The 15,843-nt window shown below is 55.8% G+C and carries 11 protein-coding genes; 4 read left to right on the top strand and 7 right to left on the bottom strand.

The features are described 5' to 3' along the window. Positions 1 to 2: 2 nt before the first annotated feature. Complete coding sequence (gene nifH, locus AB182_RS11890) at positions 3 to 884, bottom strand: nitrogenase iron protein (RefSeq protein ID WP_039078970.1); 882 nt, start codon at positions 882 to 884, stop codon at positions 3 to 5. A gap of 413 nt (positions 885 to 1,297) precedes the next feature. Here nifH and nifJ point away from each other — a divergent pair, with 413 nt between their 5' ends. Continuing rightward, positions 1,298 to 4,810 (top strand): pyruvate:ferredoxin (flavodoxin) oxidoreductase, encoded by a 3,513-nt coding sequence (gene nifJ, locus AB182_RS11895; RefSeq protein WP_047370274.1) that lies wholly within the window; start codon positions 1,298 to 1,300, stop codon positions 4,808 to 4,810. Positions 4,811 to 4,897: 87 nt separating this feature from the next. On the opposite strand, the gene AB182_RS11900 is transcribed toward nifJ, so the two are convergent. Together AB182_RS11900 and AB182_RS11905 are read right to left on the bottom strand one after the other, a co-directional pair. After that, positions 4,898 to 6,370 (bottom strand): amidase, encoded by a 1,473-nt coding sequence (locus AB182_RS11900; protein ID WP_047370275.1) that lies wholly within the window; start codon positions 6,368 to 6,370, stop codon positions 4,898 to 4,900. Next, entirely contained in the window at positions 6,367 to 7,713 is a 1,347-nt protein-coding gene (locus AB182_RS11905) for an MFS transporter (protein WP_047370276.1), read from the bottom strand. The genes AB182_RS11900 and AB182_RS11905 overlap by 4 nt, the downstream gene beginning before the upstream one ends. A gap of 487 nt (positions 7,714 to 8,200) precedes the next feature. On the opposite strand from AB182_RS11905, the gene AB182_RS11910 reads away from it, so the two are divergent. Together AB182_RS11910 and AB182_RS11915 are read left to right on the top strand one after the other, a co-directional pair. Continuing rightward, positions 8,201 to 9,118: a LysR family transcriptional regulator gene (locus AB182_RS11910; RefSeq protein WP_047370277.1), complete on the top strand. Its 918-nt coding sequence runs from the start codon at positions 8,201 to 8,203 to the stop codon at positions 9,116 to 9,118. A gap of 41 nt (positions 9,119 to 9,159) precedes the next feature. Then, positions 9,160 to 10,542 carry a M24 family metallopeptidase gene (locus AB182_RS11915; RefSeq protein WP_047370278.1) on the top strand — a complete coding sequence of 461 codons (1,383 nt, stop codon included), beginning with the start codon at positions 9,160 to 9,162 and terminating at the stop codon, positions 10,540 to 10,542. Positions 10,543 to 10,593: 51 nt separating this feature from the next. On the opposite strand, the gene AB182_RS11920 is transcribed toward AB182_RS11915, so the two are convergent. Together AB182_RS11920 and AB182_RS11925 are read right to left on the bottom strand one after the other, a co-directional pair. Further along, positions 10,594 to 11,484, bottom strand: a complete 891-nt coding sequence (locus AB182_RS11920) for a dihydrodipicolinate synthase family protein (RefSeq protein WP_047370279.1) — start codon at positions 11,482 to 11,484, stop codon at positions 10,594 to 10,596. A gap of 60 nt (positions 11,485 to 11,544) precedes the next feature. Then, entirely contained in the window at positions 11,545 to 12,366 is an 822-nt protein-coding gene (locus AB182_RS11925) for a DMT family transporter (RefSeq protein ID WP_047373271.1), read from the bottom strand. A 159-nt stretch (positions 12,367 to 12,525) separates the two neighbouring features. Between AB182_RS11925 and AB182_RS11930 the strand changes: the two genes are divergently transcribed. Further along, on the top strand, positions 12,526 to 13,860 hold the full coding sequence (locus AB182_RS11930) for an aminotransferase-like domain-containing protein (protein WP_047370280.1): 1,335 nt from the start codon (positions 12,526 to 12,528) through the stop codon (positions 13,858 to 13,860). Between the two features lie 14 nt (positions 13,861 to 13,874). Here AB182_RS11930 and AB182_RS11935 read toward each other — a convergent pair whose 3' ends face one another. Both AB182_RS11935 and tehA read right to left on the bottom strand, forming a co-directional pair. Next, positions 13,875 to 14,831, bottom strand: a complete 957-nt coding sequence (locus AB182_RS11935) for a zinc-dependent alcohol dehydrogenase family protein (RefSeq protein ID WP_047370281.1) — start codon at positions 14,829 to 14,831, stop codon at positions 13,875 to 13,877. Next, positions 14,828 to 15,790, bottom strand: a complete 963-nt coding sequence (tehA, locus tag AB182_RS11940; RefSeq protein ID WP_047370282.1) for a dicarboxylate transporter/tellurite-resistance protein TehA — start codon at positions 15,788 to 15,790, stop codon at positions 14,828 to 14,830. Before tehA ends, AB182_RS11935 begins: the two co-directional genes overlap by 4 nt. Between the last annotated feature and the right edge of the window lie 53 nt (positions 15,791 to 15,843).

Below are 15,843 nucleotides of genomic sequence, written 5' to 3' on the forward strand. Positions count from 1 at the left end.
GCTCAGGCCGCGTTTTCTTCGGCGGCGGTTTTACCGATGATGCTGGCGTCTTCCACATCCATAATGCCGAATTCCATCAGCAACTCTTCCAGTTCATCCATGGTGCAAGGGGTCGGGACAACCATCAGGGTGTTGTTGACGATCTTATTCGCCAGCGCGCGGTATTCGTCAGCCTGGTTGCATTTCGGGTCATATTCGATAACCGTCATACGGCGAATTTCCGCACGCTGGACGATGTTGTCGCGCGGTACAAAGTGAATCATCTGCGTGCCCAGTTTTTCTGCCAGCGCGATGATCAATTCATCTTCGCGGTCGGTCTGACGGGAGTTACAAATCAGCCCGCCCAGGCGCACCTTGCCGGATTTGGCGTATTTCACGATGCCTTTGGAGATGTTATTGGCGGCATACATTGCCATCATTTCCCCGGAGCAGACGATATAGATCTCTTGCGCTTTGTTTTCACGAATTGGCATGGCGAACCCGCCGCAAACCACGTCGCCGAGGACGTCATAGAAGACAAAGTCGAGGTCGCTGACATAGGCGCCTTCTTCTTCAAGGAAGTTAATGGCGGTGATAACACCACGTCCTGCACAGCCCACGCCTGGTTCCGGGCCGCCGGATTCCGCACAGCGCACGCCGCCGTAACCGATTTGCAGCACGTCTTCCAGTTCGAGGTCTTCCACAGAACCCACTTCGGCGGCCATCTCCATAATGGTGTTCTGCGCTTTCGCATGCAGGATCAGACGGGTGGAGTCCGCTTTCGGGTCGCAGCCGACGATCATCACTTTTTTGCCCATTTCCGCGAGTGCGGCGACGAGGTTTTGCGTGGTGGTGGATTTGCCGATCCCACCTTTGCCATAAATGGCGCATTGACGCATGGTCATGGTGTGTTCTCCTGTTTGTGTGTTTGCCCATTACGTAGTGCAGGGAACATACCAGCCGTGCCAGAACAGGTAATTATCTGTAATTATTGGTTTTTATTTTTCTTACCTCTGTGGGGGCAAAACAAACACTGAACAATATGCAGACCAATTGTTGGAAACAGGACAATTCGCCACCGCGTCAGCCAGTGCCGCTGCGGCGCTGACACTTTGTTAGCTGTTCAACAGGATGTCGTACTGCCTGTCTTATTCCACGCAATGTCGGAATATGAACAACGTGCTATTTTTTACTAATGAATTGAATTTAAAGGTCTATGTTGCATTTTCTCGATATGGCACAGGCTGTGCAAAGCAGGGGTACTACGGTTTGCCGTCAGCAGGCGGCGATTTTGCCTCTCACATTCGAGGAACGAGAAATGTCCGGAAAGATGAAAACGATGGATGGCAACGCTGCGGCGGCCTGGATCTCCTATGCCTTTACTGATGTCGCGGCGATTTATCCCATCACACCCTCAACACCGATGGCGGAAAATGTCGATGAATGGACGGCACAGGGTAAGAAAAACCTGTTTGGTCAACCGGTGCGTCTGATGGAGATGCAGTCAGAAGCCGGTGCGGCAGGAGCCGTACACGGCGCATTGCAGGCAGGGGCGCTGACCACAACCTATACCGCATCACAGGGATTGCTGCTGATGATCCCCAATCTGTACAAGATTGCGGGCGAGCTGTTGCCGGGGGTATTTCATGTCAGCGCCAGGGCGCTGGCGACCAACTCGCTGAACATCTTCGGCGACCATCAGGACGTAATGGCCGTGCGTCAGACCGGCTGTGCGATGCTGGCGGAAAACAATGTCCAGCAGGTGATGGATCTGTCGGCGGTCGCGCATCTCTCGGCCATTAAAGGCCGCGTGCCGTTTATCAATTTCTTCGACGGCTTTCGTACTTCCCATGAAATCCAGAAAATCGAGGTGCTGGAGCATGAAGCGCTGGCGCCGTTGTTGGATCAGGAGGCGCTCAATCTCTTTCGCCGCAACGCCTTAAACCCGGACCACCCGGTCATTCGCGGCACGGCGCAGAACCCGGACATCTATTTTCAGGAACGCGAAGCCTCAAACCGCTTTTATCAAGCGCTGCCGGATATCGTTGAAGGGTATATGGCGGAGATTTATCGCATCACCGGGCGTGAATACCACCTGTTTGATTACTACGGTTCACCGGATGCTGAGCAAATCATCATTGCGATGGGGTCAGTGTGCGACACTATCCAGGAGGTGGTGGATGCGATGATCGACAGCGGGGAAAAAGTCGGTCTGGTTTCCGTGCATCTGTTCCGGCCTTTTTCGCTGGCCCATTTTATGGCGAAGATACCCGCCAGCGTGAAGCGTATTGCCGTACTCGACCGTACCAAAGAGCCGGGGGCGCAGGCGGAACCGCTGTGCCTGGATGTCAAAAATGCCTTCTATCACCATGATAACCCGCCGTTGATCGTCGGCGGACGTTATGCTCTGGGCGGTAAAGATGTCCTGCCGGGACACATTGTTTCCGTGTTCGAAAACCTGAAAAAACCGCTGCCGATGGATGGCTTCACGGTGGGGATTTTTGATGATGTCACTCACACGTCGCTGCCGGTTCCGGCTTATGACATTCACGTCTCCCGTGAGGGCATCACTGCCTGTAAATTCTGGGGGCTGGGTTCCGACGGTACGGTCAGCGCCAATAAGAACGCCATCAAAATTATCGGCGATAATACGTCGATGTTCGCGCAGGCCTATTTTGCCTACGATTCGAAGAAATCCGGTGGCATAACCATGTCGCATTTGCGTTTTGGTAAGCGCCCGATCACCTCGCCGTATCTTATTCATAACGCGGATTTTATTGCCTGTTCCCAACAGTCCTATGTGGACAAATACGATCTGCTGGATGGCATCAATCCGGGCGGGATTTTCCTGCTCAATTGCACCTGGTTTGGCGAAGAGGTGGAACGCCATTTGCCGAATAAAATGAAGCGCATCATTGCCCGTCAGGGGGTACGGTTTTACACCCTGAACGCGGTCGATATCGCGCGTAAACTCGGCCTCGGCGGTCGATTCAATATGCTGATGCAGGCGGCATTTTTCAAACTGACCGATATTATTGATGCCAAAACCGCCTCAGAGCACCTTAAGAAAGCGGTGGCGAAATCCTACGGTAGCAAAGGGCAGAACGTGGTGGATATGAACAATGCCGCTATTGACCTGGGGATGGATGCGCTACAGGAGATTATCGTGCCCGACCACTGGGCGTATGTGGAAGAAGAGGCGAACAATGACGGCAAACTCATGCCGGATTTTATTCGCAACATCCTGGAGCCGATGAACCGCCAGAACGGCGACAAACTGCCTGTCAGCGCCTTTCTTGGCATGGAGGACGGGACATTTCCACCCGGCACCGCCGCCTGGGAGAAACGCGGTATCGCCATGCAGGTACCGGTCTGGCAGCCGGAAGGCTGTACCCAGTGTAATCAGTGCGCCTTTATCTGCCCGCATGCGGCCATTCGCCCGGCGTTGTTGAGCAGCGAAGAGCGTGAAGCGGCGCCAGTTGCGTTATTGAGCAAGGTGGCACAGGGGGCCAAACACTATGAGTATCATCTGGCGGTCTCTCCGCTCGACTGCTCCGGTTGCGGCAACTGCGTTGATATTTGCCCGTCAAAAGGTAAAGCCCTGGCCATGAAACCCCTCGATAGCCAGCGTCATATGGTCCCGGTGTGGGATCACGCGCTGGCCCTGGCGCCGAAAGAGAATCCGTTCAGCAAAGCCACGGTCAAAGGCTGCCAGTTCGAACCCCCGTTACTGGAGTTTTCCGGCGCCTGCGCCGGGTGCGGCGAAACCCCTTATGCACGCTTGATTACCCAGCTTTTTGGCGATCGCATGATGATCGCCAACGCCACGGGCTGTTCCTCTATCTGGGGGGCCAGCGCGCCGTCCATTCCGTGGACCACTAACCATAAAGGCCAGGGGCCGGCCTGGGCGAATTCGCTGTTTGAAGATAACGCCGAGTTTGGTCTGGGGATGATGTTGGGCGGCCGCGCCATTCGTGAACAACTGGCGAGCGATGCGGCAAGTGTGCTGGAAAGACCGTTGCATCCGGATTTACAACAGGCCCTGCGTGACTGGCTGGAACATAAAGATCTCGGCGAAGGTACCCGTGCGCGGGCGGAAAAATTGAGCGCACTGCTGGCGGCGGAGAAGGGTGACGATGACCTGCTTAATCGCCTGTATCAAAACCAGGATTACTTCACTAAGCGCTCGCAGTGGATTTTTGGCGGCGATGGCTGGGCTTATGATATTGGTTTTGGCGGCCTCGATCATGTGCTGGCTTCCGGAGAGGACGTGAATATTCTGGTATTTGATACCGAGGTCTATTCCAATACCGGCGGGCAGTCGTCGAAATCCACGCCAGTGGCCGCCATCGCCAAGTTTGCCGCTGAAGGCAAACGGACCCGTAAAAAGGATTTGGGGATGATGGCCGTCAGTTACGGCAATGTATATGTCGCCCAGGTGGCGATGGGGGCCGACAAAGCCCAGACGTTGCGGGCCATTGCCGAAGCCGAAGCCTGGCCAGGGCCGTCGCTGGTTATTGCCTACGCGGCCTGTATTAACCACGGGCTGAAAGCCGGGATGGGGCGCAGTATCAGCGAGGCGAAACGCGCGGTGGAGGCCGGTTACTGGCACCTCTGGCGCTACAACCCGCAGTTGCTGGCTAAAGGGAAGAACCCGTTTATTCTCGATTCGGAAGAGCCGGAGGAGAGTTTCCGTGACTTCCTGATGGGGGAAGTACGTTATGCCTCGCTGGGCCGAACCTCGCCGGAGGTGGCAGACAGTCTGTTTGCCCAGACTGAGCAGGATGCGAAAGACCGCTACGCCCAGTACAGGCGTCTGGCTGGAGAGTAAAGGCAACAAGCCCGGTATCTACCGGGCAGAAACAAAGCAGGCCGGAGTGACAGTGGTGCACTCCGGCCTTTCTATTTGCGTCCGGCATTAACGGGTGACATGCACCTGCGGCGTGGCGTTGCTAATAAACCGCCCGCCGGATGCGCGCTCAAGCTGGGCCGCCAGTTGCAGCAGCAGCCCGTCGTTACCCTGGCGCGTCTGGAAATGCATCCCGAGCGGCAGCCCGGATTGTTGCCAGGCCAGTGGCAACGAGATGCCCGGCGTGCCGGTTAAACTGGCGAGCGGCGTGTAGGAGAAGATATCCCACAGCGAATAGAACCAGTCCATTACGTCCGGGTTATCGCTGAGTGTCAGGTACTTTTTCTCACCGAGCAACGGCGTCGGTTTGGAAAATGTCGGCGTCAGGATCAGATCCCATTCCTGAAAAAACGCTCCCAGTTTGCGGGATATCTGGTTAAACGCATCTTGCATTTTCCAGCGCTCGCTGTAGGACATATTTATCCCTTTTTGCCAGATGCGAATATTCATCGGCTCGACCTTATCTTCCGGCGGGGCGCTGAGATTGTTTTTCTCCAGCAGACGCTGAATAAATTGTGCGAAGTTGCTGATATAGCAGGCAGTTTGCGCGGCAAACGCCTCTTCGAAGGGAATGTCCGGCGTCACCCATTCCACCTTATGCCCCAGTTCCTCAAGCAGGCGCGTCGTTTTCTCCAGCTCAGCGACAAAATGCGGCGTTGAACGATAATTCCCCCATTCGTGGGACACAGCAATGCGCAGCGGTGCCGGATCGCGGGTGATCATCTCGCTACAGGGCTGCGAGGGTTGCCAGTAAGGCATAAACTCGCCCGGCGCGCCGCCTCTGCAGCTATCCACAAAGCGGGCCGTGTCACGCACGCTGCGACTCACACAGCCTTGTGTTGAGACATAACCCGTGATATCCGATAGCGCCGGGCCAATGGAGAATACCCCCCGGCTACTTTTCAGGCCGATAAGCCCATTGGACCCCGCCGGAATGCGGATAGAGCCGCCGCCGTCGGTGGCGTGGGCGAGGGGAATAATGCCGGCAGCCACCGACGCGCAGGCGCCGGCGGAGGAGCCAAAGGTCGTGTATTGCGGGTTCCACGGGCTGCGCGTCACGTAAATAGCCGGGTTTTCCGCCGAGCCGCAAACGCCAAACTCCGGCGTGGCGCTGCGACCGATAATATTAAGCCCGGCATGGCGGATTTGCGTGGTCAAAAAGGCGTCTTCGGTCGGACGATTACCGCGCAAAAAGGCGGAACCTTGCTCCTGCAAACGCCCTTTGACCCCCGGTCCTAAATCTTTCATCAGGAAGGGGACACCCTTGAATGGCCCCGCAAGACAAGTGCCGTCGGTTTCTGGTTGGTCGATGGCGTCATCAAACAGCTCAACGACGGCGCTGATTTGTGGGTTAATCTTCTGCGTCGCGGCCTGTGCCTGTAGCGCCAGCTCACGGGCGCTGACGTCGCCGCGCGCGACCAGTTCTGCCAGCGCGGTGGCGTCGCAGGCCGCCCACTCATCCCAACGTAGTACGGTTTTCATTGTGATTTCTCCTTCGCAAACTGGATCTTGCCCTGCGGCGCTTTCACCCGGCGAGGGACGCTGTGAGGGACGCGTTCTTTAAGCATCAGTGTCGCTATGAGGCAGAGGATATTAGCGGCGATAAGGTAGTAGCCCGGGGAAACCGGATCACCGGTCCATTTAATCAGCCATGAGAAGACAATTTGTGCTGTACCGCCAAACAGCGTGATACCGAAGGCAAACGCGATGGAAAAACCGGTTGAGCGGATATAACGCGGAAAGTTTTCGCACAGCACCACCAGCACGCCGGATCCGCTGATACATTGCAGTGCGGCAAAGAGGGTGATGATGGCAAAGAAAACGCCTTCACTGCGCCAGACGTTGATCATCTCAAGACCCGGTAGCAGCAGGAGCAGCAGAAGCAGGCGTGGCGCGATAATGGTTATCTTGCGCCCGAAGCGATCCGCCATCCAGCCGCCAACCAGGGAAAATATCACCACGCACACGCCGATAAGAATGGTCGACGCCATCGCCGTACCCGGCGCGAAGGCCAGCTCTTTTAAGGCATAAGTGGTCATGTAATTGAGAAAATATTGCGTGATGGTACTGCCTGAAAGAATAAAAATACCCACCAGAATCAGGCCGCGGTAGTTGCGCATCACTTCACCGAGCAGGCTACCGGTGGACTTACTGGCAGCGCTGTTCTCAGCGGTGAAGGTCTCGTTAAGGTTACGGCGCAGATAGATGGCAATGGGCAGAATGAGCAGTCCAAACGCGAAAGGCACGCGCCAGCCCCAGGCAGAGAGTTGCTCAGGCGTCAGGATGAGTGTCAGGGTATAACCAATCAAGCCAGCGCTGATGCCCGCCAGCCCCTGCGCGACAATTTGCCAGCTGGTATAGAACGCTCTTTTTCCTTCTGGCGCAGCTTCCATAATAAATGTTGTCGCAGGGCCTGCTTCGCCGCCCCAGGCCAGCCCTTGTAGCATACGGACAAGCACAAGAATGACTGGAGCTGCCATACCAATGGTTTCATAGCCAGGCAGGAAGACCAGCCCGCCGGTGCCAATGGTCATAAACACCATAGTGAGTAGCATTGCCGGTTTACGTCCCACGCGGTCGGCATAGCTGCCAATAAATATGGCACCAAGAGGGCGGACAATAAAGCCGATACCGAAAACAGAGACCGACAATAAAAGGCTGGTAAAGGGGTTATCTGAGGGGAAGAAAATATTACCGATCATGACGGCAAAGGTGGCATAAGCACTGAAATCGAAAAACTCAACCGCAGCGCCAAGCACAACAGCAACCACTTCTTTACGCGATGCTTTGGGTTTTGAAGCGCTATGACTTATTTCGTTTGTCATCGTATGACCTTCCTCAATATGTTCAGGCGAAATGAAAGGTGAAAAGACATAGCAGACATATAACAGGGCGTAGATCCGCCCACTATCACAATTAGGCGAGGTCAGTGTTCAAAAAATGTATGCACTGACAATAAGGCGAGTGAATAAGAAAATAATATGAATAAATTTAACCTGTTGTTTATATTGGCTATTAATATCGGCATTCGCGTCTGTGTTTTGAGTCAGTAAATAACTTCATTGGCGGGCGCACTTAAAATGTGCTTTGTCAGCAAAATACACGTCAAAATAAAGCGATGGTTATTGACAGGTCATGCCGCATAGCGCGCCCGTTACGGGATGTTGGCTTTAAAAAAGGGGGGAGTGATTGCACAGAAATGGCGCTCGTTGCTTATAAAGAGTGCAATAGCGCCGTCATCGTAGCGTCGTTTGCCAATATTTCACTGACGTAATAAGGTCGCTGCAATGGTTTCATCCAGCGGGAGAGACAATGCAATTACGGGCGCTGAAATATTTTAGTCAGGTCGCAAAGTCTGCTTCTTTTCGTGAAGCTGCGGATAAGTTATTTGTTGCGCCAGGGGCCGTGACGCGGCAAATCGATATTCTTGAGCATTATTATGGCGCCCAATTGATTGAACGGGGCCCACGCGGCATTAAACTGACGCGTGAAGGGGAGCTTCTGGCGCAGGCGGTGGAGGCCACATTACGGGAGCTGGAGTCAGTGAAAGCGCGTATTACTTCAAGGCGCAGCGTGGTGTCCGGTACGGTAAAAATCTGTGCCGCCGAGAGCCTGGTGGCGCTGTTTATCGCCCCCGTCATTGAGGCGTTTGGTCAGCATAACCCGGAGGTGTCGTTCGAAATTGACACCGGCAGCGCGCCCTATATCGCCGAACAGCTTATTAGCGGGCACGCTGATGTCGCGCTGGCCTTTTATACCCCTGTCAGTGCGGAGATTCAGGTGACCCATTGTTGTCATCTGGAACACAAGGTACTGATGGCCGCCCATCATCCGCTGGCGACGAAGTCGCGGCTAACCCTGAAAGAGATTGCCGCCCACCCGATAGCCATTCCCCCTGCCAACTACGCCGTACGCCAGTTACTGGAATCCGCAGCCAGACGCGAAGCCGTCCATTTAGATATGCGGTTTATTACCAGCTCAATGGAGGTACAAAAGACGCTGGCACTGCAGGGTAAGACGCTGCTCATTTTGCCCCAGCTACATCATCAGGAGCAGAACGGGCAGGCGATGTTTGTGGCGGTGCCGCTGGCCGACCCGCTGATGGGAAAGGTGAAGGTCGATCTCTGTTTACCCCGTCAACGGACGTTATCCATGGCGACCCGTCTGTTCCATGATATGTTGTCGCAGCGTATTGATGGTCAGAATGTTCTGGTCAACACAACGGCATAAAGCAATCAGGATCTTTTCCCCGCCGCATAAGGAATGACGCCATGACAACGGTCCCGCGCTATCACCTGCAGACAATACCTGCACCGCAAACCTACCCGGATATTGCTTATCCCGTCCTTTCGGACGACACCATGAAACGACGGTTGCGTAATGTCCTGCAGTCGATGCAGGAACGTGGTTTTACGCATCTGGTTATCTATGCCGACAAAGAGCATGGCGCCAATTTTGAGTATCTTGCCGGGTTTATTCCCCGTTTTGAGGAAGCACTGCTGGTAGTGAATGCCGCAGGCGCGCTGAGCTACATCATGGGCAATGAGAACCTTAAGCTGGTGCCTTTTGCGCGTAATGGTGGTAAATGCCTGCATACGCCGCTGTTTTCCTTACCCAACCAGCCAATGGAAGGTGACGCGCCGCTGGCCGGGTTGCTCGCCTCGTGTGGCATCGATGAAGCGAGCTGTGTGGGTGTCGTGGGCTGGAAATTATTCACTGGTCATACCGCGCTGTTTGATGTACCGGCGTTTATTCTTGATGCGGTGTTCAGCGCGGCAAGCGGGCGGGAAAATGTGCACAATGCTACCGGACTGTTTATCTCGCCGGAATACGGCGTACGGCGGCTGAATAGCGCCTGCGAAATTGCTTTTTATGAATACGGCGCCAACCTCGCCTCCACCCGGCTGCTTACCGCGCTCAATGCCATCGAGCCAGGGCGGTGTGAAAAAGAGATTGGTCAGCATCTGGCGGGGTGGGGACAGCCTAACAATGTGGTGATTATTGCCGCTACGGGCGAGCGCTTTGCCCGCGCCTGTCTCTACCCAACGGATAAGGTCATCGCTCGCGGCGATAAATTTTCCCTCACCGTCGGTTACAAAGGCGGGTTAACCAGCCGTTCAGCATACGTTGTCGCCAGTGAAAATGAGCTGGCGGAGCCGGTTGCAGACTACCTGACCCGCGTGGCCATTCCCTACTATCACACCGTGGTCCAGTGGCTTGAATTTATCCGCCCGGGCGTGACGGGCGCGGAGGTCTACCGTCTGGTGAAGTCGGTGTTACCTAAAGATCGCTGGCACTGGCATCTCAATCCTGGCCATCTGGTTGCCGATGAAGAGTGGTTAAGTTCGCCCATTTACCCTGGTTCTGCGGTGCGTCTGGAAAGCGGCATGCTGCTGCAAATCGATATTATTCCCTCGGTGCCGGGTTATGGCGGTTGTAGCATTGAAGATACCGTTGGCCTGGCCGATGAGCGGCTTCGCGATGAGCTGGCGCAGGATTATCCGCAGGTGTGGGCGCGTATGCAGGCGCGTCGCGACTATGTCACCGACGTATTGAAAATAGATTTGCCTGTCGAGGTCATTTTGTTGTCCAACACCGTAGGGTATCTGCGTCCTTTTTTACTGGATAAAAATAAGGCCGTAGTGAAGGTATAACAAGCGAAGGTACTAAGCGGGCAGACCGACGCACAGGCCTGCCCGTAACCGCTACACCAGGCCGGTAGACTTGAGGACCGCATGCAGATGCTCTTTGTCTTCACCTGCCAGTGGGCGCAGAGGAAAAGGCAGACAGGAGGGGCCGACCACGCCCAGGATCTCCGCCGCTGCCGCCATCACCCGCAGGCTGCGGTGAATACGAAACAGCTGCCACAGCGGTTCCAGTTGGTCGGACAGTTCGCCTGCAAGGCGATGATTCCCTGCCTGCGCGGCGCGGGTGAGAGCCAGGCTTACCTGTGGGAACAGCCCGCCAATCACTGAATACCAGACATCGCATCCGGCCGCAAAGCCGGTTGCAGCCTGCCAGTCGCCGCTGATGCCAATGGTGACGGACGCGGGGATGCGTGCGCGCAAATCATCAATGCGCTCTTTGCCTTTCGTCGGATCGGTCGAGACCGCAGAAAGCTTGATTGAACAGACGGCGGGAAGCGCAGCAATCTCAACGAGTAAGTCATCCGTAAAGGCAAAACCGGTGGTCGCCGGATTATCGTAGAGACACAGCGGCACGGAAAGGTGACGGGTAACGGTGTCGTAGAGTGTATAAACTTCTTCCGCATTAAGCCGTTGATAGGAGACCGGGGCCATCATAACGGCCTTCACCCCGGCGCGCTGTGCGTCCTCCGCAATCGCCAGCACATCATCCAGGCGGATCGCGCCGATACTCACCAGCACCGGAATCCCTTCGGCATGCTGCACGGCCAGTTCTGTCACGCGGCGACGTTCATCGCGCGTAAGGTAGGCGTAGCTGCCTGTCGACCCCACTGCGCCGATGGAGTCCACGCCCGCCGCGACAAGATTAGTAATCAGATGAACAAACGCGGCTTCATCCACGTTGTTGTTGGTGATAGGGGTGAGTGGAAAGGCACTCAAACCTCTTAGCATACCGCTTCTCCTGCTGTGAAAGAGGGCCTTATGCCGGGGCATAGAGGCCCGATAAACCTGTTAACGTGCAAACCTACGCGATCCTGCCACGCAAATAATGACCCCCATAGTGACCAGGATCATCATGATGCTGACGGACTCTTGCAAAAAAGTCGCCGCCAGCGCCAGTGCAAAAAAGGGTTGCAGAAGCTGTAGCTGGCCGACAGCGGCGATGCCGCCCTGCGCCAGCCCTTTATACCAGAACACAAAACCAATCAGCATGCTGAACAATGAGACATAACCCAATGAAAACCAGGCGGGCTCGCTGATCCCTGAAAAACTAGCCGGCCGGGTTAATACAGCAACGGTTAACATTAACGGCAGCGCAATGATCAGCGCCCAACTGATCACCTGCCAGCCGCCAAGTACCCGCGTTAAGCGGGCACCTTCAGCATAGCCCAGGCCGCAGACAACCACCGCCGCCAGCATCAGTAAATCGCCCACGGCCGAAACGGCAATGTCCTGGCTTAAGGCAAATCCGGTCACCAGTAAACTGCCCAGACCTGAAAAAATCCAGAAAGCCGGGCGTGGCCTTTCACCGCCGCGCAGGACACCGAAAATGGCGGTAGCGAGTGGCAACAGACCGAGAAATACGATGGAGTGCGCCGACGTCACATGTTGCAGGGCAAAGGCGGTAAGCAGAGGAAAGCCAATCACCACGCCGAGGGCGACCACTATCAGGGAGAGCACCTGAGCGCCGTTCGGGCGTTTTCCGCGCAGAGTGATGACTAACAGTAGTGCCAGCAGACCGGCAATGGAGGCGCGGGCGACGGTGAGAAACAGAGGATCGAAATCCAGTACCGCGGCGCGGGTGGCCGGAAGCGAACCGCTAAAAATGATCATACCGACAAAGCCATTTATCCAGCCGCTCAGGGGCGGGTTGTTTTGCTTTTCTTGCACAGTGCACCTCAATGTGTGGTTAGTGTTATCTGAACCTGTTTGACAGAACGGAGCATACGGCTGAGAATTCATGACAATCAAATTATTGTCATGGATAAAATGATGAAAGCGCGCTACAAAAGCCTTGTTGATGAGTTTGCGAATGCCATCAAATCCGGAGAACTGGTTGCCGGGACGCGGTTACCGACCCATCGCGTTTTATCGGCGCAGCACCATATTTCGCTGGTCACGGCGACCCGCGTGTATGCGGAACTGGAGGCAATGGGGCTGGTCAGCGGCGAGACGGGACGCGGAACGTTCGTCAGAGAGATCATGCTGCCGCGCGGGCAGGGGATCGATCGTCACGCGATCGCCTCCGATGTGATTGATCTGAGCTTTAACTATCCGGCGCTGCCTGAACAGGCGGAATTGCTGAGAACCGCGCTGCGCCAGCTTTCGGTCAGCGGTGACATTGAATCGTTACTGCGTTATCAGCCACACGGCGGCAAAGCCAGCGAACGGAGCGTGTTTGCCGATTACCTGAGACCGTTCGGGGTAAAAACGGCCCCTGAGAATCTGATGATTGTCAACGGGACGCAACACGGACTGACGGTCGCGGTGATGGGCTTGCTCCAGCCCGGCGATGTGGTCGCGGTTGACGCGCTGACATACCCGGGATTTAAGGTGCTGGCCGAACAATTTCATCTGGAACTGGCGGCGGTACCGGCCTGCGGCGAAGCGATGGATCTTGAGGCACTGCGCAAGCTTTGCAAAAAGCGCCGGGTGAAAGCCATCTACACGATGCCCACACTGCATAATCCCCTCGGATGGGTGGCAAATGATGCGTTTCGTCGCGAAATGGCCGCGATTGCCAGCGAACACGATCTGCTGATTATCGAAGATGCGACCTACGTCTGGCTGGTAGATAACCCGCCGCTGCCCATCCACCATTATGCGCCGGAACGGACACTGTATCTTGCGGGCTTTTCAAAAAACGTGGCCTCCGGGCTACGTGTGGGGATGGTTGTTGCGCCGGCGGAGAAAAAGCAGCGTATTGAACGCGCTATCAGGGCAACCACATGGAATACACCCGCCCTGATGACGGCGATTGTCTGCGGATGGGTGCTGGATGGCACCGTGGCGCGGCTTGAGCGGTTGAAAAGGGAAGATGCCCGCTATCGCCAGTCTGTCGTTCGCGAGTATCTGGCGCCGCTGCGTTGCGTAAGTCATCCCTCATCGTACTTTGTCTGGCTGCCGTTACAGGAAGAGGTGCGCGCGGATCGTGTGGTCAGCGCGTTACTTAAAGAGAACATTTCGCTGACCACCGCCGAGCCGTTCAGCACGTCCATTCACACACTGCACGCGCTGCGTATGGCCATTGGTTCGGTGGACATTGACACTCTAAAAAATGCTGCCCGCAAAGTCAGAGAAACCATTGAGTATTTCAACGCCCGGTAGTGCCTGACTTTTCCCTATGGCTTAGCAGAAAAAGCGAGCAGGGGTTTGCGCGTCCTGCCCGACGTTTTATAGAACGCGATGGCCTCTTGCCAGTGCGCCAGCGGGAAGACGCTGGCGTCATTGATCCGGCTTTGGCGCAGTAACGTCCAGATCTCAGCAAACAGACTCTGCCACTGCGGCGCAGAGACAGCATCCAGAGCGTTACGAATATGGAACCACTGGGTCGATGGATGGTGGGGAAAAATGCGATAAGGCTGTCCGGAAAGCAGGCCATAGCTGACAAACAGCGCTGTTTTGCGCATGGATGAGAGCAGTAAGTCCGCAAGTTTGCCGCCGGTGGCGTCATACACAATATCTGTCGTTTGCGCCAGGGCCTCGATTTCCGCGCTGCGCGTCTCCTCAAGCGGCTGAATGCCGCATTCTGCCAGCTTTTGCCGATGAACGGGCGAACGATGAACGCCCGTTACGCTCAGCGCACCGCGTTTGAGCGCCCACTGGCCGAGCAGGGTGGCGCAATCAGACCCGGCGGCGGTAATCAGTACATGTTTTCCCGCAGGCGGGTAGAGCTTAAGCATTAACATCGCGGCGAGCGGGTTGATGTACGCCCTGGCGGCCAGCGCATCGCTGATATCGTCCGGTACCGGTACGGTAAACGCCAGCGGGCTATCAACCAGGCGTTGCCAGGTGCCCTGTCCGCGTAGCGGCAACACCCGTTTTCCCAGCAGATGGGCGGCCTGCGCTGGCGCCTGAATTACGGTGCCCACACCTTCATAACCGGCAATGGCGGGCAGGGTGATCCGGTGGCGATAGGCGCCGGTGATGGGGATCAGATCGGAGGCATTAACCGGGGAAAGCGTCATCGCGACCCGAACCCTGTCAGCCGCCAGTTCCTCAGCCTTTAGCGTTTGCAGCGACAGCACCGCGTCTGGCGCCCCAAAGGCGCGATAGATAAGCGCCAGGTTACTGCTCATCGGTTTTCTTCGCGGATGATCAATTTGCCGCGCACCAGCAGCATAAAGGTCTTCACCATCAGTATCCCGATCACCAGATTACAGGCGATAAACAGCGGGAAGGCGATCCAGTACAGTGCGCCATCGGGAGAACCGTGCCCCAGTTTCAGGGTCGTGGTCGCCAGCGACGCCACGCCGAACGAGAAGCTCCAGAAAGAGGGATTAAACGGTTGCGCGCTGTACCAGGGAATCAGGCGGATCATAAACAGCGTTTGCAACAGACCGTAGCCAAAGAGCAGTTTGGCAAAGACATCCGCCTGGCCACCGTTCAGCATCAGCCAGGCGCTGCAGGCAACGAACGCCGGAGCCATCTGAATACCGAGCGAGGTGCGGACCGCAGGCGACATCTCTTCCAGATTACGCATTCGACTCAGAATGGCCGGTTCGAGACTCAGCCAGGAAAAAACACCGGCACCTAAAAAGAGCAGGCCGACATCGTTAAAGCCGAACGCGCCGCAGGCCATGGCGCTGATAAAGTTGTTCGCCACCGTGGGCAGATAGAGGCCCGGCGTGGTGGCCTCTTTAGGGTGTGTGCCGCGCCATAATCCGGCGGTTTGCCAGGCGGAATAGGTCAACTGGGCGGTGACAGCAATCAAAAAGAGCAGCAGGGCAAGGGTATGACACCAGGGCGTCAGGCCAATAGCGACCAGCATACTGGTGGCGGGCGCAAGGCTGACAAAACTGCTTTTTAGCGGATGCCCAATCTCTTCATGCAGGGTACTTGCGTGCCGTATCAGACGGGTAATGAACGCAAACATCAATAGCGCCCAGATAAGGATAGCTAAAATGACCAGCACATCGGCAGGTAACGTGGTGACAGGCCAGATAGTGGCAGCAAATCGCCAGGAGAAACCCAGGCCAATAATGCCCAGTACCATGCCAAAATAACCGGCGGGAAGGTTAATACGTGTTTTGTTCATTTGATTTTCTTGTATCGTCTTGCGAAGCAGGAAGTGTATAGAGTTGCAGGCAG

Source organism: Phytobacter ursingii (assembly GCF_001022135.1).
In the GTDB taxonomy this organism is placed as follows: Bacteria; Pseudomonadota; Gammaproteobacteria; order Enterobacterales; family Enterobacteriaceae; genus Phytobacter; species Phytobacter ursingii.